General features: G+C 65.7%; 20 protein-coding genes, 2 tRNA genes and 1 riboswitch. Of the genes, 20 read left to right on the top strand and 2 right to left on the bottom strand.

The features are described from left to right. Nucleotides 1–352: 352 nt before the first annotated feature. The 6 genes from ileS (at nt 353) to ABIA70_RS00760 (ending at nt 7442) form a co-directional block, all read left to right on the top strand. On the top strand, nt 353–3685 hold the full coding sequence (gene ileS, locus ABIA70_RS00785; protein ID WP_354145731.1) for an isoleucine--tRNA ligase: 3333 nt from the start codon (nt 353–355) through the stop codon (nt 3683–3685). A 3-nt stretch (nt 3686–3688) separates the two neighbouring features. Further along, on the top strand, nt 3689–5047 hold the full coding sequence (locus ABIA70_RS00780; RefSeq protein WP_354145730.1) for a bifunctional folylpolyglutamate synthase/dihydrofolate synthase: 1359 nt from the start codon (nt 3689–3691) through the stop codon (nt 5045–5047). Between the two features lie 2 nt (nt 5048–5049). Continuing rightward, entirely contained in the window at nt 5050–5496 is a 447-nt protein-coding gene (locus ABIA70_RS00775) for a DUF4233 domain-containing protein (protein ID WP_354145729.1), read from the top strand. A 37-nt stretch (nt 5497–5533) separates the two neighbouring features. Next, nucleotides 5534–5953 (top strand): nucleoside-diphosphate kinase, encoded by a 420-nt coding sequence (gene ndk / locus ABIA70_RS00770; RefSeq protein ID WP_354145728.1) that lies wholly within the window; start codon nt 5534–5536, stop codon nt 5951–5953. Nucleotides 5954–6102: 149 nt separating this feature from the next. After that, entirely contained in the window at nt 6103–6591 is a 489-nt protein-coding gene (locus ABIA70_RS00765; RefSeq protein ID WP_354145727.1) for a helix-turn-helix domain-containing protein, read from the top strand. Beyond that, the gene (locus ABIA70_RS00760) at nt 6588–7442 is read left to right on the top strand and encodes an IS3 family transposase (RefSeq protein WP_354145726.1); all 855 of its coding nucleotides are present in this window, start codon (nt 6588–6590) and stop codon (nt 7440–7442) included. Before ABIA70_RS00765 ends, ABIA70_RS00760 begins: the two co-directional genes overlap by 4 nt. 67 nt (nt 7443–7509) lie before the next feature. Here the strand turns inward: ABIA70_RS00760 and ABIA70_RS00755 are convergent, their stop codons facing one another. After that, entirely contained in the window at nt 7510–8187 is a 678-nt protein-coding gene (locus ABIA70_RS00755) for a vitamin K epoxide reductase family protein (RefSeq protein ID WP_502917143.1), read from the bottom strand. A gap of 451 nt (nt 8188–8638) precedes the next feature. On the opposite strand from ABIA70_RS00755, the gene ABIA70_RS00750 reads away from it, so the two are divergent. The 13 genes from ABIA70_RS00750 to ABIA70_RS00690 all read left to right on the top strand — a co-directional run bounded on the left by ABIA70_RS00750 (nt 8639) and on the right by ABIA70_RS00690 (nt 22188). Beyond that, nucleotides 8639–12115 carry an Rne/Rng family ribonuclease gene (locus tag ABIA70_RS00750; RefSeq protein WP_354145725.1) on the top strand — a complete coding sequence of 1159 codons (3477 nt, stop codon included), beginning with the start codon at nt 8639–8641 and terminating at the stop codon, nt 12113–12115. Nucleotides 12116–12325: 210 nt separating this feature from the next. Continuing rightward, nucleotides 12326–12423, top strand: a riboswitch (TPP riboswitch). A 47-nt stretch (nt 12424–12470) separates the two neighbouring features. Beyond that, a complete protein-coding gene (gene thiD / locus ABIA70_RS00745; RefSeq protein WP_502917162.1) occupies nt 12471–13949 on the top strand; it encodes a bifunctional hydroxymethylpyrimidine kinase/phosphomethylpyrimidine kinase in 1479 nt (492 codons plus the stop codon). 272 nt (nt 13950–14221) lie between these two features. Then, the gene (rplU, locus tag ABIA70_RS00740; RefSeq protein ID WP_108600109.1) at nt 14222–14530 is read left to right on the top strand and encodes a 50S ribosomal protein L21; all 309 of its coding nucleotides are present in this window, start codon (nt 14222–14224) and stop codon (nt 14528–14530) included. 59 nt (nt 14531–14589) lie between these two features. Next, nucleotides 14590–14853: a 50S ribosomal protein L27 gene (rpmA, locus tag ABIA70_RS00735; protein ID WP_009372867.1), complete on the top strand. Its 264-nt coding sequence runs from the start codon at nt 14590–14592 to the stop codon at nt 14851–14853. A gap of 116 nt (nt 14854–14969) precedes the next feature. Next, nucleotides 14970–16559 (top strand): GTPase ObgE, encoded by a 1590-nt coding sequence (gene obgE / locus ABIA70_RS00730; RefSeq protein WP_354145724.1) that lies wholly within the window; start codon nt 14970–14972, stop codon nt 16557–16559. Further along, nucleotides 16549–17700, top strand: a complete 1152-nt coding sequence (proB, locus tag ABIA70_RS00725; RefSeq protein ID WP_354145723.1) for a glutamate 5-kinase — start codon at nt 16549–16551, stop codon at nt 17698–17700. Before obgE ends, proB begins: the two co-directional genes overlap by 11 nt. Before the next feature lie 26 nt (nt 17701–17726). Beyond that, nucleotides 17727–19082 (top strand): glutamate-5-semialdehyde dehydrogenase, encoded by a 1356-nt coding sequence (locus ABIA70_RS00720; RefSeq protein ID WP_354145722.1) that lies wholly within the window; start codon nt 17727–17729, stop codon nt 19080–19082. A gap of 74 nt (nt 19083–19156) precedes the next feature. Further along, nucleotides 19157–19387 (top strand): hypothetical protein, encoded by a 231-nt coding sequence (locus ABIA70_RS00715; protein ID WP_354145721.1) that lies wholly within the window; start codon nt 19157–19159, stop codon nt 19385–19387. Beyond that, complete coding sequence (nadD, locus tag ABIA70_RS00710; RefSeq protein WP_354145720.1) at nt 19332–20057, top strand: nicotinate-nucleotide adenylyltransferase; 726 nt, start codon at nt 19332–19334, stop codon at nt 20055–20057. Before ABIA70_RS00715 ends, nadD begins: the two co-directional genes overlap by 56 nt. Before the next feature lie 7 nt (nt 20058–20064). After that, the gene (locus ABIA70_RS00705; protein ID WP_354145719.1) at nt 20065–21312 is read left to right on the top strand and encodes a hypothetical protein; all 1248 of its coding nucleotides are present in this window, start codon (nt 20065–20067) and stop codon (nt 21310–21312) included. A 58-nt stretch (nt 21313–21370) separates the two neighbouring features. Then, nucleotides 21371–21772, top strand: coding sequence for a ribosome silencing factor (gene rsfS, locus ABIA70_RS00700; RefSeq protein ID WP_354145718.1), 402 nt, complete (start codon nt 21371–21373; stop codon nt 21770–21772). Nucleotides 21773–21872: 100 nt separating this feature from the next. After that, nucleotides 21873–21945: transfer RNA gene (locus ABIA70_RS00695), tRNA-Ala, on the top strand. A 167-nt stretch (nt 21946–22112) separates the two neighbouring features. Continuing rightward, a tRNA-Ala gene (locus ABIA70_RS00690) sits at nt 22113–22188 on the top strand. Between the two features lie 57 nt (nt 22189–22245). Here ABIA70_RS00690 and ABIA70_RS00685 read toward each other — a convergent pair. Next, complete coding sequence (locus tag ABIA70_RS00685) at nt 22246–23592, bottom strand: class I SAM-dependent methyltransferase (protein WP_354145717.1); 1347 nt, start codon at nt 23590–23592, stop codon at nt 22246–22248. A gap of 103 nt (nt 23593–23695) precedes the next feature. Between ABIA70_RS00685 and ABIA70_RS00680 the strand changes: the two genes are divergently transcribed. Beyond that, the gene (locus tag ABIA70_RS00680) at nt 23696–24049 is read left to right on the top strand and encodes a zinc ribbon domain-containing protein YjdM (RefSeq protein ID WP_354145716.1); all 354 of its coding nucleotides are present in this window, start codon (nt 23696–23698) and stop codon (nt 24047–24049) included. The last annotated feature ends 5 nt before the right edge of the window (nt 24050–24054 follow it).

The following is a 24054-nucleotide window of genomic DNA, read 5'->3' as shown; positions in this document are numbered from 1 at the left end:
CCTTCCCCCTTGTCCTTCCCTTTTGGCCGCGATCGCAGAATGGCGGTGACCGGCCCGCGATAGTAGACTCAAAGACGGTGTTGACCCGGCTATCACCGGCGAGCTTCCGGAAGAACGCATTGACCGCCAGGGATCTGGCTGCCGGTGTCAGTAGAACCGGACGGGTAAGCCCGTCACAGCAGTAATGAGCGGCCGGCCCGCAGTTCTCCGGGAGGAGGGCTGGTGCCGGTAAGTGAGGTGGTACCGCGGTGAGCGTGCAGTCCCCGGACTGTGCGGAAGCCGTCCTCGCATCCTGAACGGAACCGGGCAGCAGCAGCTGTACGGTTCACCAGCTCAACCCAGGATGTCGAGAATGACGTATTACCCCAAAGCCTCAGCCTCCCCTTCGGACGCTGCTTCAAGCGGCACTGCTGCCGGCGCCTCCCACTCCGTGAAATTTCCGGAGGTCGAAGAGCGCATCCTGAAGTACTGGGAACAGGACGGCACCTTCCAGGCCAGCATCGACCAGCGCAGTGCCGACATGCCAGGGGGTGCGCCCGGCAGCAACGAGTTCGTCTTCTACGACGGTCCGCCCTTTGCCAACGGCCTGCCGCACTACGGACACCTCCTGACCGGATATGCCAAGGACCTGGTGGGCCGTTACCAGACCCAGCGCGGTAAGCGGGTGGAGCGGCGTTTCGGCTGGGACACGCACGGCCTCCCTGCCGAGCTGGAAGCCATGAAGCAGCTCGGCATGACGGACAAGACCCAGATCGAGGCCATGGGCATCGACAAGTTCAACGACGCCTGCCGCGCTTCGGTGATGAAGTATGCCGATGAGTGGAAGAACTACGTCACCCGCCAGGCCCGCTGGGTGGACTTCGAGAACGACTACAAGACCCTCAACGTGGAGTACATGGAATCGGTCCTCTGGGCGTTCAAGCAGCTGCACGAAAAAGGCCTGACGTACAACGGCTACCGCGTGCTGCCGTACTGCTGGAAAGACGAAACGCCGCTGTCCAACCATGAACTGCGCATGGACGACGACGTCTACAAGAACCGGCAGGACCAGACCGTTACGGTCACGTTCCCCATCACGGCGGGGGAGTCGGAGCTGTCCCGGCAGCTGGCCGGCGTCCAGGCACTCGCCTGGACCACCACGCCCTGGACCCTGCCCACCAACCTGGCGCTCGCCGTCGGACCTTCCATCACCTATGCCGTGGTGCCCGCGGGCCCCCACGGCATCAAGGCCGCCTCAGCGGACGCGCCGGTCACCGGAAGGTTCCTCCTGGCAGCGGACCTGCTGGGCATGTACGCCAAGGACCTTGGATACGACGACGCCGACTCGGCGGAGGCAGCGGTTCTCTCCACCCACGTCGGTTCGGAGCTGGAAGGGCTGCAGTACGCGCCGCTGTGGAGCGACTTCAGCGACACCGAGAAGTACGGCACACAGAATGCCTGGCGCATCCTGGTGGCCGACTACGTGACCACCACGGACGGTACGGGCATCGTCCACCAGGCTCCCGCTTACGGCGAGGATGACCAGAAGATCTGTGAAGAGGCCGGCATCCCCGTGGTGCTGTCAGTGGACGAGGGCGCCAAATTCCTGCCGCTGTTCAAGCACGGCGACCTGCACGACATCGCGGGCCTCCAGGTTTTCGAAGCGAACAAGCCCATCACGCAGGTGCTCCGCGCCCAGGGCCGCCTTGTCCGCCAGGCCAGCTACGAGCACTCGTACCCGCACTGCTGGCGCTGCCGCAACCCGCTGATCTACCGCGCCGTGTCCTCCTGGTACGTCGAGGTCACCAAGTTCAAGGACCGGATGTCCGAACTGAACCAGGACATCAACTGGATCCCCGGCAACGTCAAGGACGGCCAGTTCGGCAAATGGCTGGCCAACGCCCGTGACTGGTCCATCAGCCGCAACCGCTACTGGGGCAGCCCCATCCCGGTGTGGCAGTCCAGCGATCCGGAATTCCCGCGGACGGACGTGTACGGCTCCCTCGCCGAGATCGAGGCCGACTTCGGCCGCCTGCCGCTGAACAACGACGGCCAGGTTGACCTGCACCGCCCGTTCATTGACGAACTCACCCGTCCCAACCCGGATGATCCCCGCACTCCCGAAGAGGGACAGTCCGTGATGCGGCGCGTCGAGGACGTCCTGGACGTCTGGTTCGACTCCGGCTCGATGCCGTACGGCCAGGTCCACTACCCCTTCGAGAACGAAGCCTGGTTCGATACCCACAATCCAGCAGACTTCATCGTGGAGTACATCGGCCAGACCCGCGGCTGGTTCTACATGCTGCACATCCTCTCCACGGCGCTGTTCGACCGGCCTGCCTTCCGCAACGTCATCAGCCACGGCATCGTTCTGGGCTCCGACGGGCAGAAAATGTCCAAGAGCCTGCGCAACTACCCGGACGTCTCCGAGGTCCTGGACCGCGACGGCTCCGACGCCATGCGCTGGTTCCTGATGTCCAGCCCCATCCTGCGCGGCGGCAACCTGGTGGTCACCGAACAGGGAATCCGCGACGGCGTCCGTCAGGTCATCCTGCCGCTGTGGAACGTCTACAGCTTCTTCACGCTCTACACCAATGCCGCTGACGGCGGCCAGGGCTACGACGCGAAGCTCCGCTACGACGGCTACGCAGACACGCTGGACCAGTACCTGCTGGCCAACACCGGCGACCTTGTCCGCAACATGACAGCCCAGCTGGACAGCTACGACATCTCCGGCGCCTGCGATGAACTCCGCAGCTACCTGGACATGCTCACCAACTGGTACGTCCGCCGCAGCCGCCAGCGCTTCTTCGACGAGAACGCTGACGCATTCGACGCGCTGTACACAGCGCTGGAGACCGTCTCCCGCGTGGCCGCGTCGCTGTTGCCGCTGGTCTCGGAGGAGATCTGGCGCGGCCTGACCGGCGGCCGGTCCGTGCACCTGGCCGACTGGCCGGACGCTGCCCTGTTCCCGTCGAACCCGGCCCTGGTCGAAGCAATGGACCGTGTGCAGCAGATCTGCTCCACCGGCTCATCGCTGCGCAAGGCCGCCAACCTGCGCGTCCGCCTCCCGCTGCAGGAACTGACCGTCGTGGCACCCGGCGCGGATTCGCTGGGAGGCTTCGCCGCCGTCGTCGCCGATGAACTGAACATCCGTTCGGTCCGCCTGCTCGACGCCGACAGCGCGTCCCCGGAGGAGTTCGGGATCGAGCAGAAGCTCGTGGTCAACGCACGCGCCGCGGGCCCGCGCCTGGGCAAGAACGTCCAGCTGGCCATCAAGGGCTCGAAATCCGGCGACTGGTCGGTTTCGGAAGCCGGAGTTGTCACCGTCGGCGGACTGGAGCTCGAGCCGCAGGAGTACACGCTGGAGACCGTCGTGGCGGAAGCCGCTGAGGGTGCCGGTTCGCGGGCGGCTGCAGTCCTGCCGGGCGGCGGCTTCGTGGTGCTGAACACCCAGGTCACGCCGGAACTTGAGGCCGAAGGGACGGCACGCGATATGGTCCGCGCCATCCAGCAGGCCCGCAAGGACGCCGGACTGAACGTAAGCGACCGGATCAGGACCACCGTCACGGCCGGGCAGCTGGTCCTCGATGCCCTGCTGGCCAACGCCGAACTGGTCAAAACCGAAACCCTGACCCTGGAGCTGGACACCGTGCCGGTTAATTCAGGCGAACCGCGCATCACCGTCGAAAAGACAGAGGCCTAGGACATGACCGACGAATTCTCCGTGGAAAGTGTCTACGCCGAGCTGTTGGGCCGCGCTCCGGAAAACAAGATGGAGCCGCGCCTGGCGCCGCTGTTCCGTGCAATGGATGTGCTGGGCGAGCCCAACAAGGCGTTCCCGATCATCCATGTGACCGGCACCAACGGCAAGACCTCCACCGCCCGGATGATCGAGGCGGGGCTGCGTGCCCACGGGCTGAGCACCGGCCGCTACACCAGCCCGCACCTGTCCAAGGTCACCGAACGGATCAGCATCGACGGCCACCCTGTTTCAGATGAGACGTTTGTGCGCATCTGGGACGAGATCCGCCCCTACCTGCAGATCGTCGACGACGAACTCACGGCCGCGGGCGAACCAGGGCTCACGTACTTTGAGTGCCTGACCATCCTGGGATTTGCGGTTTTCGCCGACCAGCCGGTCAACGTGGCCGTCATCGAGGTGGGGCTTGGCGGGATCACCGATGCCACCAACGTGGGCGACGGACAGGTTTCGGTGGTCACCCCCATCTCGCTGGACCACACGGACCTGCTCGGCGACACCACCGAGGACATCGCCTACGAGAAGGCCGGGATCATCAAACCCGGTGGTTTCCTGATCAGTGCGGCCCAGCCCGTGGACGCTGCCCAGGTGCTGCTGGAAAAGGCCAAGGAAGTCTCGGTCCCGTTCCGCTTTGAAGGCGTGGAGTTCGGCGTCGAATCCCGGACGGTTGCCGTGGGCGGACAGGTCGTGAGCATCCAGGGCATCGCCGGGCGGTACCCGGAACTGCTGATACCGCTGCACGGCGCGCACCAGGCCCAGAATGCCGCTGTTGCGGTGGCGGCATTGGAGGCGTTCTTCGGCGGGGAAAAGGAACTTGACGCCGAAATCCTGCAGGAGGCGTTTGCGTCCGTCACGTCCCCCGGCCGCCTCGAAGTGGTCCGGACGGCGCCCACCATCATCGTCGACGCCGCCCACAACCCCGATGGCATCCGGGCCTCCGCCGAGGCCATCCAGGAATCCTTCAGCTTCACCCGGCTCGTTCCGGTGGTGGGCGTCCTCAAGGAGAAGGACGCGGAGGAGATCCTGCGCCAGCTCAAGGAATCCCTGGGCGACCTTGCAGAGGAATACTGCTTCACGCAGTCGAATTCGCCACGCGCAGTACCAGCAGCCGAGCTGGCTGAGCTCGCTGTGGAGATGGGCTTCGGTGAGGACAACATCCACATAGCCGAAAAACTTGACGACGCCCTGGAATGGGCTGTGGAACGCGCCGAAGCCAACGACGACCTTTCCGGGGGAGTCCTGGTGACGGGGTCCATCACGCTGGTTGCTGAGGCGCGGATCCTGCTCGGAAAGACGGAGGCCTAGCGATGGCCAGACTGACCAAGGCCCAGCGCGAGTGGCGCCCCGGGATGCCGAAGAAGCGCCGGTCCACGAAGGTGATGTTCGCCTCCACAGTCCTGCTGCTCGAGGCGTTTGTCGTGTTTTTCGCGACCCTGGCCGTATTCGGGCTCAGGCGCGGGGAGCTTCCGCCCGCGCTGATCCTGGGCACCGGAATAGCCCTCAGCCTGGTCATGATCTTCGCCTGCGCGGTGCTGTCCAGGCCATGGGGTGTGGGACTGGGCTGGATTCTGCAGATCGTGCTGATCCTGACCGGCGTCGTCGAACCCATGATGTTCCTGGTGGGCGCGCTGTTCGGCCTGGCCTGGTGGTACGGGATCAGGACCGGCATCCGGATCGACTCCGAGTCCGCGCAGCGCGAACGCGAGCAGGCCGAATGGAACGCGGCGCACGGGGACTCCCCGCAAGCCTCGTAGAATTGTCCCGAAACCCCACCAACGCATTGGAGCAGTTGTGAGCATTGAGCGCACCCTAGTTTTGATCAAGCCCGACGGCGTGGCCCGCAATCTCAGCGGCGCTATCCTCAGCCGCATTGAGGCAAAGGGCTACACCCTCGCCGAGCTCAAGAAGGTCGACGCCAGCCGCGAGCTTCTGGAGCAGCACTACGAGGAGCACGTGGGCAAGCCGTTCTATGAGCCGCTCGTGGAGTTCATGCTCAGCGGGCCGGTAGTGGCAGCGATCTTCGAGGGCCACCGCGTCATTGAAGGCTTCCGCTCCCTCGCCGGAACCACCGATCCCACCACTGCCGCCCCGGGAACCATCCGCGGGGACTTCGGCCGCGACTGGGGCCTGAAGGTCCAGCAGAACCTGGTCCACGGCTCGGACTCTGCCGACTCGGCCGAGCGCGAAATCAAGATCTGGTTCCAGGGCTAGGCAACGCGGGGTCACTTAGAGCCCATTCCAGGCTGTTTATCGGGCGTTAAGTGACCCCGCCCTGCGCACAAAGAGCCCCCGCTTCTTCGTGAACTGCTCCCCGAAAGTTGGACTGAGAAATTCAGTTCCGACTTCCGGGGAGCAGTTTTATGCATGCACGTAGTTCGTTGTCAGAGGAGCAGCGCGAGGCCGCTGTAGCGTGGTTCGAGAAGGGCATCGCAGATAAGGCGACAGCCGGCTTGCTGGGCGTCTCCCGCGGGCCGGTAAGGCTTCTCTATCGGCGGTGGAAGATCCATGGTCGAGGAGCGCTGGTGGCCAAGCCAACAAAGCATGCGTACTCGTTCGAATTCAAGCTCGCATTGGTCGAACGGTTCATCGCGGGTGAGACTGCCCCTGATCTTGCGGCGGAGGTGGGCTTGTCCTCTCCCGGGTTACTGAAGACGTGGGCACGTGTGTACCGTCGCGAGGGCGCAGACGCGTTGCGCCCGAAGCCTAAAGGCAGGCCCCAGGCGCCACCGGTCGCGCAGCCCGCGGAGATACCCGAACTGGAGCGATTGCGGCGGGAGAACGAGCGGTTGCGGGCGGAAGTGGCTTACCTGGGAAAATTGCGGGCCTTGAGGGCGCAGGAACGACGGTGAAGGTCCAGGCCCTCATCGCCCTCAAGGCTGACTTCCCGCTTCCGGTTCTGCTGCAGGCCGCAGGTCTTGCCAGGTCCACGTTTTTCTATCACCAGGCCCGCCTCCAGGCCCCCGATCCCCAAGAGGCGATCAAGGCTGCGGTCACGGAAATTTTCAAGAAGAATCATGGCCGGTACGGGCATCGGCGCATCCACATCGAGATGGTCAAGTACGGGTGGACGGTCGCGAAGAAGACCGTGCTGAAGCTGATGCGTTCCCTGGGGCTCGTCTGCAAAGTCCGGCGCAGGAAGCGTTACAACTCCTACCAGGGCGGGCAGGGCCGGATTGCCCCGAACGTGCTCAACCGGGAGTTCGAGGCTGATGCCCCGAACCGGAAGTGGGTAACGGATGTGACTGAATTCAGCGTTGGCGACCGGAAGCTCTACCTCTCGCCAGTCATGGACCTCTTCGACCGGCAGGTCATCTCTTACTCCATTGGAATGTCACCGAACCTGGTGCTCACCAACACTTCGCTGCGCCAGGCCCTTGCCTGTCTGGAGCAAGGCCAGCAGCCGCTCGTGCATTCGGACCAGGGATTCCAGTACCAGCACGTCTCATGGCGGAATCTGCTGCAGGGCGCCGGCGCGGTCCAGTCGATGTCCCGCAAAGGCAACTGCTACGACAACGCCGTGATAGAGAACTTCTTCGGACACCTCAAGGAAGAACTCTTCCATCGGGTCCGTTTCATCAACACCGACGCACTGGCAGCAGCACTGCACGAGTACATCCGCTGGTACAACACCGAAAGAATCTCGACAAAGCTTGAGGGCCTGAGCCCGGTGCAATACCGGGCCCAGGCCCTCGCGGCTTAGGATTTTATTTGGCCAGTCCAACTTCTGGGGACCAGTTCATCGGAAACGGGGGCTCTTTGTGCGTCTGCTAGAAGCCTGACGTTCCCGCGAACACCTGGATGAAGGCGAAGAAGATCGTGGCGATGACGGCTACGTAAAGCAACGCTGTGATGACCCATCCGGAGTCGCCCAGCACGCGTGCTGCGCCGGCGGGTACCGGGATGACGCCTTGGGTGACGTTCCTGATGGTTACCCAAACAAACAGCGGGATCATTGCGGCCCAGACGATCATGCAGAACGGGCACAGGATATGGATCGAGTACAGGGCCTGGGACCAGAGCCAGACCACGAACGCGAAGCCCAGCGTGACACCCGCCTGGAGCCCGAGCCAGTACCAGCGGGCGAAGGTGGCTCCTGAGAGCAGGGCCATGCCGACGGCAAGGATGACTGCGAAGGCCACGATGCCGATGAACATGTTGGGGAAGCCGAACACCGAACTCTGCCAGGTCTGCATCACCTGGCCACAGGAAATCCAGGGGTTTACATCGCACACGGTGGTGTGGTTGGGATCCTTGAGGACCTCGAGCTTCTCCAGGACCAGGGTCCCGGATGCCAGCCAGCCCACGAGGCTGGTGATGACCATCAGCCAGCCAAGCGGCCGGTTACGCGCCATGGGCGGGACGGAATTGGCGGTCACAGGATCCGGGCCTGCCATGCGTTCGGCTGCCGGGCTGCCGGTGCCTGTGGCGGGGGAGATGCTGGGCATTGTTCGTGGCGTCCTTTGCGTCGGGTGCTCCTTGCCTGATTGTAACGCCGGCGGCTGGGGACAGCATTCAGCCTGAAGTGCCCCAGCGATCCGAGTCCGGCCTTCCGCCGTCTTTCGGCCCGGGTGTGAGAGAATGAACGTGGCTGGAGGCCGACCCACATTCGGACTCCGGTCCGGTGGCTTGTTCCCAAGACCGCCAATGACGAGCTGGGCAAGCTTCGGATTTTCTGATCCGGTTTCCCGCGTCCCATTGGTCGGCACCTGGTTGTGGCATGTAGAACAACGGGTTTCAGGACACAGCCGACGGCTCCCACGGGCTGCCGCACCCCACTGCCGGTGCGAACCTGGGAGTATCCACTTGACTTCTGTCAACGCCTGCGGGTTTTGACAAATATGTGCCCCAATGGGTGCCGGATGTGGCGGTACGTCAGGGGCAGGAGTGTTGCCACATATGGAAAACGACCAAGTACCAGCCGTTAATAACGAAGCAGAAGCGGCCGAAGCCGCTGAAGCGCCGAAGAAGGTCACCCGGACCAGGCGGAAAGCAGCGCCGAAGGCCGCCGCGACGGACGCAGCCGCCGCCACAGATGCAGGCGCCGCCACTGACGCAGACGCCGTCGCCGCGCCGGAGGCAGCGGCCCCCGGCATGGCTGAAGCCGAAACGCTGACCGGCGACGCTGTGTCCGCTGCGCCGGTAACCAAAGCCCCCGTCCGCCGGACACGTGCGCGCAAGGCCGTTGAGCAGGCAGAGCCGCTGCCCGCCTTCGCAGCCGAAGCCATGGAGACGCCTGCTGCCGGGGAGCCCGTAGCCGAGCCAGCCGTCGAGGCCGCTGCTGAGGTGCCGGACGGGGAAGCCGCTGCGGACACCAAGCCTGTCCGCCGCCGCCGCGTTGCCACCCGGAAGACCTCTGCCCCGGAAACTGCCGTGGCCGCTGAGACTGCCGTGGCCCCCGAAACAGCAGCTGTGACGGCGACCGAAGCAGCCGGGGTTGCGTCAGCCGCGGAAGCCCCGGCAGCCCCGGCGGTTCCGGAAGCTCCGGCCGCCCAGGAGCAGGCCCAGGAGGAAGCCGCAGACCAGCAAACCGCCGCTCCGGCAGCAGAGCCGGTCCCCGCGGGGACCGCCAGCCCGTTCGGTTCCCTGTTCCTTGAGCCCGGCTCGGCGACGTCGGTGCTTTTCCAGGCACCTGACCTGAGCACAGTGGTCCGCCCCGCCCCCGCAGCCGTTGCCGCTGCGGCGGGACCCGAAGAGGACGACGCCGAGGACGGCGAAGCCGACGACGCCAACGGCCGCCGCCGGCGCCGCAGCCGTGGCCGCCGCGGACGCAGCCGCGCCGATGACACTGAAAGCGATGCTGATGCTGCCGACGGCGGCCAGGATGCGGCCGCTGAAGACGACGAGGAGTCAGCAGGCCAGGCCGACGAAGGAGTGACGTCCCGCCGTCGCCGCCGCCGTCGCCGTGGCGACCAGGACCTCGAGCTGACCGGAGGGGAAGGCGATGATCCGCCCAACACGGTCACTCGCGTCCGCGCACCGCGCGCCGCCACCGAAGCGCCGGTCAATAACCGCGTGACATCCGTCAAGGGCTCCACCAGGCTCGAAGCGAAGAAGCAGCGCAGGCGTGAATCCCGCGATACCGGCCGCCGTCGGACCGTTATCACCGAGGCCGAGTTCCTGGCCCGCCGTGAATCCGTTGACCGGCAGATGATCGTCCGCCAGCGCGATGACAGAATCCAGATCGCCGTCCTGGAAGACGGCGTCCTGGCCGAGCACTTTGTCTCCAAGACCCAGCAGGATTCCCTGATCGGCAACGTCTACCTCGGCAAGGTGCAGAATGTGCTGCCTTCCATGGAAGCGGCATTCGTTGACATCGGGCGCGGCCGAAACGCGGTCCTGTACGCCGGCGAGGTGAACTGGGAAGCCGTCAACCTCGAAGGCAAGCAGCGCCGGATCGAGAACGCCCTGAAATCTGGCGACACCGTGCTGGTCCAGGTCACCAAGGATCCCGTTGGCCACAAGGGCGCACGCCTGACCAGCCAGATCTCCCTCCCCGGCCGCTACCTCGTGTACGTGCCCGGCGGCTCGATGACCGGCATCTCCCGCAAACTGCCCGACGTCGAACGCAACCGCCTCAAGCGCATCCTCAAGGACCGCCTCCCCGAGCACGCCGGCGTGATTGTCCGCACCGCTGCCGAGGGCGCCTCGGAAGAGGAACTCACGCATGACATCAACCGGCTGCGGGCGCAGTGGGAAGGCATCGAAAGCCAGTCCACGTCCACGAAGATCCTCGCCCCGGAACTGCTGTACGGCGAACCTGACCTCACCATCAAGGTGGTCCGCGACGTCTTCAACGAGGACTTCTCCAAGCTGATTGTTTCCGGTGAGGAGGCCTGGGACACCATCGAGGCGTACGTCACGTACGTTGCGCCGGACCTGGTGGGACGCCTCGAAAAGTGGACCAGCGACCAGGACATCTTCGCTGCCTGGCGGATCGACGAGCAGATCCACAAGGCGCTCGAACGCAAGGTCTTCCTGCCCTCCGGCGGCTCCCTGGTGATCGACCGTACCGAAGCCATGACCGTGGTGGACGTCAACACCGGGAAGTTCACCGGCAGCGGCGGCAACCTTGAGGAAACCGTCACCAAGAACAACCTCGAAGCAGCCGAAGAAGTTGTCCGGCAGCTCCGGCTCCGTGACATCGGCGGCATTATTGTCATCGACTTCATCGACATGGTGCTCGAGTCCAACCGCGACCTTGTGCTGCGCCGCATGGTGGAATGCCTGGGCCGTGACCGCACCAAGCACCAGGTCGCCGAAGTGACATCGCTGGGCCTTGTCCAGATGACGCGCAAGCGGATGGGCACCGGGCTCCTCGAGGTCTTCGGGGAGCAGTGCGAAACGTGCGCCGGCCGCGGCATCGTCACCCACGACGATCCTGTGGAACACCGCCGGGCCAATGCAGTCGCTGCCGAGCATCACGTGCAGCGTGCAGACAGCCACCGGATGGACGCGCCGCGCACCGACCAGCGTCCTGATCAGCGCATGGACAGCCCGCGCGGAGACAACCAGCCTGGCGGACGCAACGACCGCAAGCGCCGCCGTGGCCGTGGCGGCCAGCCCCTGGAGGTGGCGCCGGCAGCCCCGGTGCAGATCCACACCGTCCACCCCGACCCCAGCGATGCCGAGCGCCACGCCAAGGCCGAGGCCACGAGGGCTGCACTGGCGAACATTGCCGCTGCTGCCCACGCTGCGCACCTGCATGAGGAAGAGATGGCTCAGGCGGCAGGCGCCGCGGGCCATGCTGCTCCTCCGGCGGCCCAGGCCCAGGCCCCGGCGCAGGCGGCCCCGGCGCCGGCTGTGCCTCCGGCCCCGGCAGAGCGCTCCGAGACTGACTCCACCGGCCGCCCGGCTGCTGTGCTGACGTTCGGCGGCGAGCAGGTCGTGCTGCCGTTCGTTGAGCATCACGCGGACCACCCGCACTCGCCTGCCCTGACCCTGGACCGCCTCGCTGAGGCGTTCGCCAACCTGGGTGCGCCGGTTCCCGCTGAGGCCACGCCGGCTGCTGAGCCGGCTGAGGCTGCTTCAGCAGCCACGCCGGCACAAGGCCAGGGTGCTGAGCGCGCCCAGGCTGAACGCCCCCAGGCGGACCGCCCGGCACGCCAGAAGCCTGCCGCGGAGGAGAAGGACTACTCGGACCACACAGCAGACCAGTCCCGCACCCGCCGCCCGCGGCGGAACCGGAGCGCCAGCCGTGCCCAGGGCGCTGCGAACGCCACTTCGGTGGAACACCATGAAGCAGTTCCGGCGGCTTCCGCCGGGCACTCCCATGCTGCCAAGGCGCCGGAGCACACCCCGGCTCCTGCGGTTGCCAAACCCGCAGCCGAGGCTCCCATCATCCTCGGGGTAGGGGTTCCGGCCTCGGAGCTCTGACCAGCGGAGCTCCGACCAACAAGGGTCTGACAAACATAGTCCTGACCCACCAAGGCTCTGACGAACGAGTACACCGGGATGCCCGGCCAGTCCTGTAATCCACAGGGCGGCCGGGCATCGTGCGTTGAACCACCGTTGGCGCCAGCCGCGTGCGTGCCGCCGTCCCGGCACGTCACGGAAGGCCCGAGCCTGCGCAAAACGCTAGGCTGGACCACTGACACGGGGTGCCGCGCAGAGTGCCGGCTGAGATCCAGACCCGTTGAACCTGTCCGGTTAGCACCGGCGAAGGGATGTCTCCTTGGCTTCCACATCTGTCCTTCCCCAGGCCGCACCAGGCCAACACGCAACCGCCCCCGTGCGGCACGGGATTCCGCGTGTTCTCTCCATTGCGGGCTCCGACCCGTCAGGTGGCGCCGGAATACAGGCGGACCTGAAAAGCATCGCCGCCCTCGGTGGCTACGGCATGGCGGCCATCACCGCCCTGACTGCCCAGAACACGAGGGGCGTCCGGGCCGTGCATGTTCCGCCGGCATCCTTCCTCGCCCAGCAGTTGGAGGCCATCAGTGACGACATCACCATCGATGCCGTTAAGATCGGCATGCTTGGCGACGCTGAAGTGATTGCCGTGGTCCGCGGCTGGCTTGAAAAAGTCCGTCCCGCCGTCGTTGTTCTTGATCCGGTGATGGTGGCAACCAGCGGGGACCGGCTCCTGAAGGAGTCCGCGGAAGGCGCCCTGCGGGAGCTCTTGCCTCTGGCGGACCTGATCACCCCCAACCTGGTGGAACTTGCCCTCCTTCTCGGTGAGCCGCAGGCGCAGAGCTGGGAAGCGGCGCTGCAGCAGGGACGCCGGCTTTCGTCAGCGACCGGCGCCACCATCCTGGTTAAGGGCGGCCACCTCGACGGCGGTGACTGCCCCGATGCCCTGGTCAACACCTCAGGACTGCTTTCGCAGGAAGTAGTGGAGCTGGCGGGGGAGCGGGTACCCACGCCGAACAGCCACGGCACGGGCTGTTCGCTGTCGTCGGCGATGGCGGCTGCGCAGGCCCGCCTGGGGGACTGGGAAGCCGCGCTGCGCCAGGTGAAGCCGTGGCTGGCCGGAGCGCTGCAGGCCTCCGGCCAGCTGGAGGTGGGTGGCGGAAACGGTCCGATCCACCACTTCCATCACACGCGGCAGGCCCCGGCCGAGGGTGAATTCGCGCAGCTGCTCCGGCGGGCAGCCGCGCCGGATCTGGAGGCCATCTACAAACTCGAGTTCATCCGCGACCTCGCCACCGGCGCCCTGTCCGAGGAACAGTTCGCGTATTACCTCGCCCAGGACGCCATCTACCTCAACGGCTACTCGCGGGTCCTGGCCCGGGCCAGCGCGCTGGCGCCCACCGAAGGCGCCCAGCTGTTCTGGGCACGCTCAGCGCAGCAGTGCCTGGAGGTCGAATCCGAGCTGCACAGGAGCTGGCTCAAGTCGCGCACAGTGGTGCCGGGCCTGGGACCGGTCACAAAGTCGTATGTGGACCACCTCCTGGCCGCGTCCGTGTCCGGAAGTTACGGAGCGCTGGTGGCGGCCGTACTCCCATGCTTCTGGCTGTACGCCGAGGTGGGCAGGACCCTGCACGAGGAGTTTGTCGCCGCCGGCGCATCGGCGGAGCACCCCTACGCCGACTGGCTGCGGACCTACGCCGACGAGGACTTCGCCCGGGCCACCCGTGAGGCCATCGCCCTGGCTGACGAAGCCGGGCGGAACGGCTCAGAGGACGAGCGGGCAGCCATGATTGCCGCGTTCAGCCAGTCCTGCCGGTTCGAAGTGGAGTTCTTCGACGCGCCGCGCCTGCACGCCTGAGCACAAACTGCTGCTCCAGCCGGTACGATAGTCGGGCACGGTTCCTGGTTGTCAGTGTTGTATCCGTTTGTGGGTCCTATCACAGACAACCGCCCGTAACCAGCCTCATTTGCGGCCGAAGGCAAAATTAGCGTATTCTAGATCTTCGGTGCTTACGCCAACACTTGGGTTACGACCCCACGGCGTTGAGGCACAGCGAGAGCCCAGCCAATTATGGAACCAGGTTCCGCACGCAAATCTAGTAATAAACGTCGAGAGAAGTGAGTTCCCAAGTGGTGTACGCGATTGTCCGCGCAGGCGGCCGGCAAGAGAAGGTCTCCGTTGGAGACTTCGTTACCCTCAACCGCGTCGCCGGTGGAGCTGGCAGCACCATTGAGCTGCCCGTCCTGCTCCTGGTGGACGGTGAGAAGGTCACCGCCGCAGCTGCGGACCTGGCCAAGGTAACTGTCACGGCTGAGATCCTCAATGACCTTCGCGGTCCGAAGATCGTCATCCAGAAGTTCAAGAACAAGACCGGTTACAAGAAGCGCCAGGGTCACCGTCAGGAACTGACCAAGGTCAAGATCACTGGTATCAAGTAACCTTCGTTACTGTTCAGGTTTTCAGCAGATTCCCCAGAATTTAGAGGCAGGCATTTCAAATGGCACATAAAAAAGGCGCGAGCTCCACTCGCAACGGTCGTGACTCAAACGCCCAGTACCTTGGCGTCAAGCGCTTCGGCGGCCAGGTAGTTTCCGCAGGCGAGATCATCGTCCGCCAGCGCGGCACCCACTTCCACCCGGGCGCCGGCGTAGGCCGTGGCGGCGACGACACCCTGTTCGCACTGACCCCGGGAGCTGTCGAGTTCGGCACCCGCCGCGGTCGCCGCGTAGTCAACATCGTTGCTGCTGCAGCTGCAGAGTAACTAATAGTTCTGAAGCGGTGGAGCGGACCTGTTGGTCCGCTCCACTGTTCTTTTAACCGCATTACAATCGTCTTGGTGCCTGCGGGCGTCCAGGAAACAGCACTGAGGAGATCCACGTGGCGAGCTTTGTAGACCGGGTAGTACTGCACGTATCCGGCGGTACCGGCGGCCACGGCTGTGTCTCCGTCCACCGGGAGAAGTTCAAGCCTCTCGGCGGACCCGACGGCGGCAACGGCGGCGACGGCGGCGACGTCATCCTGCGCGTCGATCACCAGACCACCACGCTGCTGGACTACCACCACGCCCCGCACCGCCATGCCACCAACGGCGGCCCGGGCATGGGCGACTGGCGCGGCGGTAAAAGCGGCGAAACACTGATCCTTCCTGTCCCGGACGGCACCGTGGTCAAGTCCAAGGACGGAACCGTCCTGGCCGACCTCGTCGGCGAGGGTGCCGAGTACGTTGCCGCGGCCGGTGGCCAGGGCGGCCTGGGCAACGCGTCGCTGTCCTCCCAGAAGCGCCGGGCCCCGGGCTTCGCGCTCCTCGGCATCGAGGGCGAGTCCAGCGACATCGTGCTGGAACTGAAGTCCATTGCGGACATCGCCCTGGTGGGCTTCCCCTCTGCCGGCAAATCCAGCCTGATCGCGGCCATGTCAGCCGCGCGGCCCAAGATTGCCGACTACCCCTTCACCACACTCATTCCCAACCTCGGCGTTGTCCAGGCCGGCGATGTCCGTTTCACCATCGCTGACGTCCCGGGCCTGATCGAAGGCGCCAGCGAGGGCAAGGGCCTTGGCCACCACTTCCTGCGCCACGTGGAACGCTGCGCGGCCCTGGTTCACGTGCTGGACTGTGGCACCCTGGAAGCGGACCGCGATCCGCTCTCCGATCTGGCCATCATCGAGGCGGAACTGGAAAAGTACGCCGTGGACATGAGTTACGCCGGCACCGACGGCGAGGTTGTCCCGCTGAACCACCGCCCTCGCCTCGTGGCCCTGAACAAGGTTGACCTCCCGGACGGCAAGGACATGGCCGAGTTCGTTCGCCCGGAACTGGAATCCCGTGGCTACCGGGTCTTCGAAATCTCAGCAACCAGCCACGAGGGCCTGCGCCAGCTTGGCTTTGCCATGGCGGAAATCGTCCAGGCTGCCAGGGACACCCTTGCCGCCGCTCCGCCGAAGGTCCAGCCTCCCGTGCTGCGCCCGCGTGCCGTCAACGAGGCCGGGTTCAAGATCCGCCGCGAGGAAAAGAACCTGGAGCCGCTGTTCCGCGTTCTCGGGGACAAGCCCGTGCGCTGGGTCAAGCAGACCGACTTCACCAATGAAGAAGCCATCGGCTACCTGGCGGACCGCCTCGCCAAACTCGGCGTGGAAAATGAACTTTTCAAGCAGGGTGCCAAGCCGGGCGACACCGTGGTTATCGGCGAGGACGACGGCGTCGTCTTCGACTGGGAGCCCACCATGATGGCCGGCGCCGAGCTGCTCGCCGCCCCGCGTGGCACCGACGTCCGGTTTGCGGACATCGGCGACCGCCCCACCCGCGGCCAGAAGCGGGACGAGCAGCAGGAGCGCAAGGATGCCAAGGCAGCCGCCCGCGCCGAGCTCGAGGCCGAACGCAAAGCCGGAATCTGGACCGAATCGGTCAGCAGCCGCCGGGTCGCCAAGCCGCTCAAGGAGAGTGGACTGGGCGCAGACCATGACGAGTAGCACCGCCGCCGCGGTCCCGCACCTGCGGACCGCGGACCGCAGCGTGCTCTCCGGAGCCCGCAGGATTGTGGTCAAGGTCGGCTCGTCGTCGCTGACCAGCATCAAGGGCGGCATCTCCGAGGAGGCCCTGACCGCCCTTGCCGATGCGCTTGCCGCGAAACGGAACGCCGGCACGGAGATCATCCTGGTGTCCTCGGGGGCCATCGCGGCGGGCCTGGCGCCCCTGGGCCTGGCCAAGCGGCCGCGTGACCTTGCCACCCAGCAGGCCGCGGCCAGCGTTGGCCAGGGCCTGCTGATGGCCCGCTACACACAGGCGTTCGGCGCCCATGGCGTGACCGTAAGCCAGGTGCTGCTCACCGCGGATGACCTGATGCGCCGCAGCCAGCACACCAACGCCTTCCGCGCCCTGGACCGGCTCCTGAACCTCGGTGTGGTGCCCGTGGTCAACGAAAACGACACCGTGGCCACCCACGAGATCCGGTTCGGGGACAACGACCGCCTCGCCGCTCTGGTGGCGCACCTGGTCCGCGCTGACGCGCTGGTGCTGCTCTCCGACGTCGACTCCCTGTATGACGGGCCGCCGTCGCACGGCGCCAAGCGGATTCCGCTCGTCGAAGGCCCGCATGATCTCGATGGGGTTTCCATCGGCAAGACCGGGAAAGCAGGCGTGGGGACCGGGGGCATGATGACCAAGGTCGAGGCGGCAACCATAGCTGCCGGCTCGGGGATCCACGCACTGGTCACCTCCACCGCCAATGCCGCGGCAGCATTGGCCGGGGACGACGTCGGGACCTGGTTCACCGTCAACGGCGCCCGCAAGCCGGTCCGGATTCTGTGGTTGGAGCATCTGGCGTCAGTCCGTGGCCGGCTGATTCTCGACGACGGCGCCGTCAAGGCTGTCCGCGACCGCCACACCTCCCTGTTGCCGGCCGGCATTTCCGCCGTTGACGGCGATTTTGAAGCGGGCGACGCCGTCGAGATGGTCAGTGCCGACGGCACCGTCATTGCCCGGGGCCTTGTCAACTACTCCGCGGCGGAACTGCCCCAGATGCTGGGAAGGTCCACTAAGGAACTCGGCAAGTCGCTGGGCCGCGGCTATGACCGTGAAGTTGTTCACGTTGATGACCTGGTGCTGGTCTGAGCACGCGACTCGCCTAAACTTGAACCATGACTGAGGCGCTGACCCACAATACTGCTGCGACATCCGCGGACAACACGGCCGTCCCTGCTTCCCCGGAAGCACCTTCCGTTGCGGTCTCCGCCGCTGACGTTGAGGCCGCAGTGCACGCGATCGCCGACCGTTCAAAGCACGCAGCACGCCGGATGGCCAGGGCCAACCGGGCGTGGAAGGACCGCGGCCTGCGCGCCATCGCGGCCTCCCTCCAGGAGCGCAAAGCCTTTATCCTGGCCGCGAATGCCAAGGACGTGGCTGCCGGCAAGGCCAACGGCACCTCCGCAGCAATGCTGGACCGCCTGACGTTGACTGAAGCCCGCATCGCCGGACTCGTGGATGCCCTGGAGAACCTCGCAAACCTGCCGGACCCGGTGGGCAATGTGGTCCGCGGGCAGACCCTGCCCAACGGCCTCCGCCTTCGCCAGGTCAATGTGCCCATGGGTGTGGTTGCGGCCATTTACGAAGCCCGCCCCAACGTCACCGTGGATATCGCCGGGCTGGCCCTCAAGAGCGGCAACGCCGTCATCCTCCGTGGCGGCACTGCTGCCGCCGAAACCAATGAAGCCCTCGTCCACGTGCTCCGTGACGCGCTGGACAGTGTGGGTCTGCCCTCCGACGCCGTGCAGACCGTGGACCAGTACGGCCGTGAAGGCGCGAACGCCCTGATGCGCGCCCGCGGCCGCGTTGATGTTCTGATCCCGCGTGGCGGGCGCGAACTGATCCAGTCCGTCGTCACCAACGCCGCCGTGCCCGTCATTGAGACCGGTGAGGGCAACGTCCACATCTTCATCGACGAATCTGCCGGTGAAGAGATGGCCGTGGACATCCTGCTCAACGCCAAAACCCAGCGGCCCAGCGTCTGCAACACCGTGGAGACCCTCCTGGTCCATTCACGCTCCCCGGTGCTGCCTGCCGTGGCCGCCGCCCTGAGGGCCGCGGGAGTGAGGCTGCACGTTGATGAGCGGGTCCGTGCGGCCCTGCCGGCCTCCGTCGAGTCCGAGCCGGCGTCGGACGTTGACTGGGGGACCGAATACATGGACCTTGACCTTGCTGTAGCCATGGTGGACAGCCTGGATGACGCCGTCAAGCACATCCGCACCTGGTCCACCGGCCACACCGAAGCCATCCTCACCAACAACCTCGCCAACGCAGAGCGTTTCATTGCCGAGATCGACTCGGCAGCGGTGATCGTGAACGCGTCCACGCGTTTTACCGACGGCGGCGAGCTGGGCCTGGGCGCAGAGGTGGGCATTTCCACCCAGAAGCTGCACGCCCGCGGCCCGATGGGGCTGACCGAGCTCACCACTACCAAGTGGATCGTGCAGGGCGAGGGCCAGGTCCGCGGGTAGCGACGCGGTAACATAGACAAAAGTCCCACAGCGGCGGAAAATCCGCTGCCACATCTTGAACCCTAGGGGAGATAATGCTGCTCCAGCAGATTGCCATGACCGTTGCCGAAGGCGGAGAACACGAACCTGCTCCGCTGTGGGCTGAGCCCTGGGTCTTCGGCGTGGTCATGTTCGCCCTCCTGCTGGTGCTGATGTTCATCACCTGGTCCTACTCCAACCTGGGCAACCGGCACACGGTGACCGAAGAGCATGCCGATCCGCACCGCCAGCACCCCAACAAGCACGATCACGGCCAAGGCCACTGACATTTCCAGTGTTCTGCACCGCAAAGGTGCTGAAGGCCGGCTGCGGCTGGGTGTGATGGGCGGGACGTTCGATCCCATCCACCACGGCCACCTCGTCGCAGCCAGTGAAGTGGCGGCGAAGTTCGGTCTGGACGAAGTGGTCTTTGTCCCCACCGGGCAGCCATGGCAAAAATCCCACAAGCAGGTCAGCGAGGCCGAACACCGCTACCTGATGACGGTTATCGCCACGGCGTCGAACCCGCGCTTCACCGTGAGCAGGGTCGATGTTGACCGGCCGGGTCCCACGTATACCATTGATACCTTGCGGGACCTGCGTACCCAGCGCCCGGATGCGGACCTTTTCTTCATCACCGGAGCCGACGCGCTGGCGCAGATCCTGTCCTGGAAAGACATCGATGAACTGTGGTCGCTGGCGCACTTTGTCGGCGTAACGCGGCCCGGGCATGTGCTTGACGGCATGGGCCGGAAAGACGTCAGCCTCCTGGAAGTGCCCGCCATGGCCATTTCCTCCACCGATTGCCGGATCAGGGTAGCCGGGCATAATCCCGTCTGGTACCTCGTGCCGGACGGTGTGGTGCAGTACATCGCCAAATACGGACTGTATGCCGAGGGACCATGTCCCCAGGACGTCCGCACTACCGAAACAGACGAGTCAGCCAGTACTGAATGAGTTCTCAATGAGTCAGGAACAGCCCCCCGTCCGTAGCCGCCGCGAACTGCGGCAGTCCAGAGACGGGAACCAGGTTGCCGGGCCTCCCGCCCCCGGCCAGCTTTCGCCTGCATCAAAACAACGCCGGGTGTCCGACACCCCGGTGGATTCAGTACCCGAGCAGTCACCCGCCCAGCGGTCCTCGCAGATCCGCGCCCGTGACCGGGCTGCCCTGCGTACCATCAAGGAATTGGAAGAAAAAGAGGGGCAGCTCTCTGCCGGCGGCCCTCCCACCCGCAGGCAGCTGCGGCTGCAGCAGCTCAAGGAACAGGCCGTCACCTCGGCCAACCCCATCATTTCCCCCGCCGGCCCGCAGAGCGGTCCCGTCAAGCCCGGCGGCGGACCCGCCGGCAAGCAGAGCGGTCCCGGCAAGCCCGGCGGCGGACCCGCCGGCAAGACCAGCCCTGCGGTACCCACCCCTGGCTCCGGCGTACCGGCCGGGATGAGCGTGGAGCAGGCCCTCGCGGCCCGTTCGCTAATTGCCGAGCAGGCCAAGAACCAGCTGGCCAAAATGGAGCACATCGCTTCGCTTGATCCCGAGGCGGTGGACCCGGACATCCTCGCCGAACAGATCGCCCTTGCCGAGCGTGCCGCCATCCTCAACCGCCGGGCCATGGCGAAGCAGAAACTGGCAGAGCAGGCGGAACCCCCCGCGGCCACCCAAGGATCCACCACGTCCCCACGCCCGGCATCACCGCCGGCCGGGCGGCCGGGCCCGGCGACTGCCGCCAACCTTGCCATGGTGACGCCGCTGGAATTCGTGCAGGTCCCCGGCATCGACCGTCCCGTGATGAAACCCTCGGCGACCTCCCATGTTCCTGTCGTCACCCAGCCCGGGCAAAAGGTCCGGACCGGCGGCAAAGGCCGGCGGCCGTCCGCCGCGGCGAAGCAGGCACCAGCCGGTTCTGCACCGGCCGTACCGTCGGGCCGCTCCCGGGTCATCGCCCGCGCAGAGGCGGCCGCCCGGGCTGCTGCCGAGCCGAAGCGTGTGGCACCGGTTTTGCCGGACCAGCCGGTGGGGGAGTCTGATGACCTTTTCGACGACCTTCCCCGCATCCCGGCCAGCTCAGCGCATGGGCTTGAGCCGCTGGATGCAGCAACCGCAGGCCTGGCCCGCGCCAATCGGCTCAGGCTGATGCAGGTTCTCGTACTCGTTTTCGGGATCGTGGCCCTCATCTCCGGCGTCATCCTCATCATCAGCGGCATCTCCCGCTGACCGGGCGCCCCTCCCAAAGCGCCCGCTCATAAAGCTTTAGAAAACAACAAGGAGTCCCGTGACTGCATCAGATTCATCCATCGCCATAGCCCGCCACGCCGCCAAGGCTGCCGCGGACAAAATTGCCCACGACATCGTGGCACTTGACGTCAGTGAGCGCCTGGCACTGGCCGACGTCTTCCTCATCGCCTCCGCGCCGAGCGAACGCCAGGTCAACGCCATCGTGGACGGCATTGAAGAGGAACTGGCCAAACAGGACCTGCGGCCGACGCGCCGCGAGGGCCGCTCCGGCGGACGCTGGGTGCTGCTGGACTACTCGGACATCGTCATCCATGTCCAGCACGAAGAAGACCGCGTCTTCTACGCTTTGGAGCGCCTATGGAAGGACTGCCCCGTGGTTGACCTGCAGCTGGCTGACGACACGTCAGCCAAGGCTCCGGCGGCCTCCGAGGCAGAATAAGGGACTCCGCCGGGCCCAATATGCCCGATTTGGAATTTTCTGAAACGCTGGTCTAAGATATTTGAGTTGCTCCGGGGAAACCGCGGAATAACGAGGGTCCGGGGCTGTGGCGCAGCTGGTAGCGCACCTGCATGGCATGCAGGGGGTCAGGGGTTCGAGTCCCCTCAGCTCCACCGGATGGTCCGCCGGAATCGAGAGATTCCGGCGGACTTTTTTGTTGCACCCGAAGGACACTGCCGGTTGCCGCCGACAGGACTCCTCCGATTGGCGCCAACCGCGGATTTCCATTAAGCTGAACAGGTTGCTTCGGGCGGTCTGAACCGCCCTACAGCGCGGATTTGGGGCTGTGGCGCAGCTGGTAGCGCACCTGCATGGCATGCAGGGGGTCAGGGGTTCGAGTCCCCTCAGCTCCACCAAATCCGGGAACCATCCCGGGAACACGAAGAGCCACCCGCATGGGTGGCTCTTCGGTTTTAAACCCAGTCTGTCCGGCGTAACGGCGGTGCTTCTCCGCCGGCCTTCTGCACCAGCACCTGGTTGACGCCCGTGAGGCCGGTCTCGAAACCCAAGGCGCTTGATGCCATGTACAGCCGCCACACCCGGGCACGGCCCAGGCTGGTCAGCCTGACAGCCTCGTCCCAGTTCTCCTCGAGCCGCCGCACCCACGCCCGCAGGGTCAGGGCGTAGTGGAGGCGCAAGGCCTCGACGTCGAGCACTTCAAATCCGCAGCCCTCCAGCGCACTGACCATCTCGCCGAGGCTGATCATCTCCCCGTCAGGGAAGACATAACGCGGAATAAAGGAATCGGGGTCCGGTTTTGTGGGGCCGGCGTTCCAGGAAATGGCGTGGTTGAGTAGCCGGCCGCCCGGACGGAGCAGGCCGTGCAGCACCTGGACGTAGTGGGGCATCTGTTCCCGGCCAACGTGTTCGGACATGCCGATCGAGCTGATGGCATCAAAGGGTCCGTCCGGGATATCCCGGTAATCCTGCACACGGATGTCGATGTTTTCCGTCAGACCCGCATCCGCAGCCCGTTTGCGGGCACGCACGGCCTGCTCCGAGGACAGCGTCACCCCTACCACCGAGACGCCGTAATGTTCGGCGGCGTGCAGGGCAAAACTGCCCCAGCCACAGCCCACGTCCAGCACCCGCATCCCGAGCTTGAGTCCGAGTTTGCGGCACACCAGGTCCAGCTTTGCTGCCTGCGCCGCCTCGAGCCCCGCGACGAGGCCCGCGCCGTCCGCATGCCCGCCCGCCGCCCCGCCGTGCAGCGCCGCGCCGTCCGGGGTTCCGTTACCCCACACGGCGCACGAGTAGACCATCGACGGTCCCAGCACGAGGGCGTAAAAGTCGTTGCCGACGTCGTAATGGTGCGAGATTGCCGCAGCATCGCGCCGGCGCGTGTGCAGCCGGCCCTTCCTGGCGACCCTCGCCTCCTCCGGGGGTGGCGCGGGGTTGGGCCCCAGCGCGCCCAGCCGCACAGCTGTAGTGACGAGCGTGACCAGTTCGCGGGGAGTCAGCGGACTGAAGGGGCCGGGCTCCGAGAACTTTCCCACGGAGCTCAGCGCGGTAAAGCCCGCGAAGATGTCGCCCGGAGCGTCGACGTCGCCGGAAACATAGGCGCGGCTGAGCCCCAGCTGCCCCGGCGACCACAGGATCCGGCGCAGGGCCCGGCGCGACCTGAACTCGAGGACCGGGGCACCCGGCGGACCGGCCTCGGAGCCGTCCCAGGCCCGCAGCCGCAGCGGAACCTCATCGGTACCCAGGACTATGGCCAGCGCTTTGGCCAGCAGTGCGGCGGCCCCTTTTTCCCTCGTCATGGTGTCCCTGCCCTTCTTCCGACTTGCCCTTCTTCGGCCATGGCCCAACAGTACGACGGCGGCGGGCGCCTGTCAGCGCTGCCGCCACGATTATCATGGGGGAGTGAACGAAACCCTGCCGCCTTGCCCCGAATGCTCCAGCGCGTACACCTATGAGTTGGGTGCGCTCCTGGTCTGCCCGGAATGCGGCCACGAATGGTCCGCCGAGGCGGCAGATGGGACGGACGGGCCGGGGCAGCGGGTCATCAAGGATGCAGTGGGCAATGTCCTGGCCGACGGCGATACCGTCACGGTGGTCAAAGACCTGAAGATCAAAGGCAGTTCCAGTGTCATCAAGGTCGGCACCAAGGTCCGCGGGATCAGGCTTATGGACGGCGTGGGGGATCACGATATCGACTGCAAAGTCGACGGTGTGGGGCCCATGCAGCTCAAATCCTCCGTGGTGAAGAAGGTCTGACCGGG

The organism is Arthrobacter sp. 754 (genome assembly GCF_040548695.1).
Classification (GTDB): Bacteria; Actinomycetota; Actinomycetes; order Actinomycetales; family Micrococcaceae; genus Arthrobacter.
This window is presented reverse-complemented; position numbering and strand designations above follow the sequence as displayed.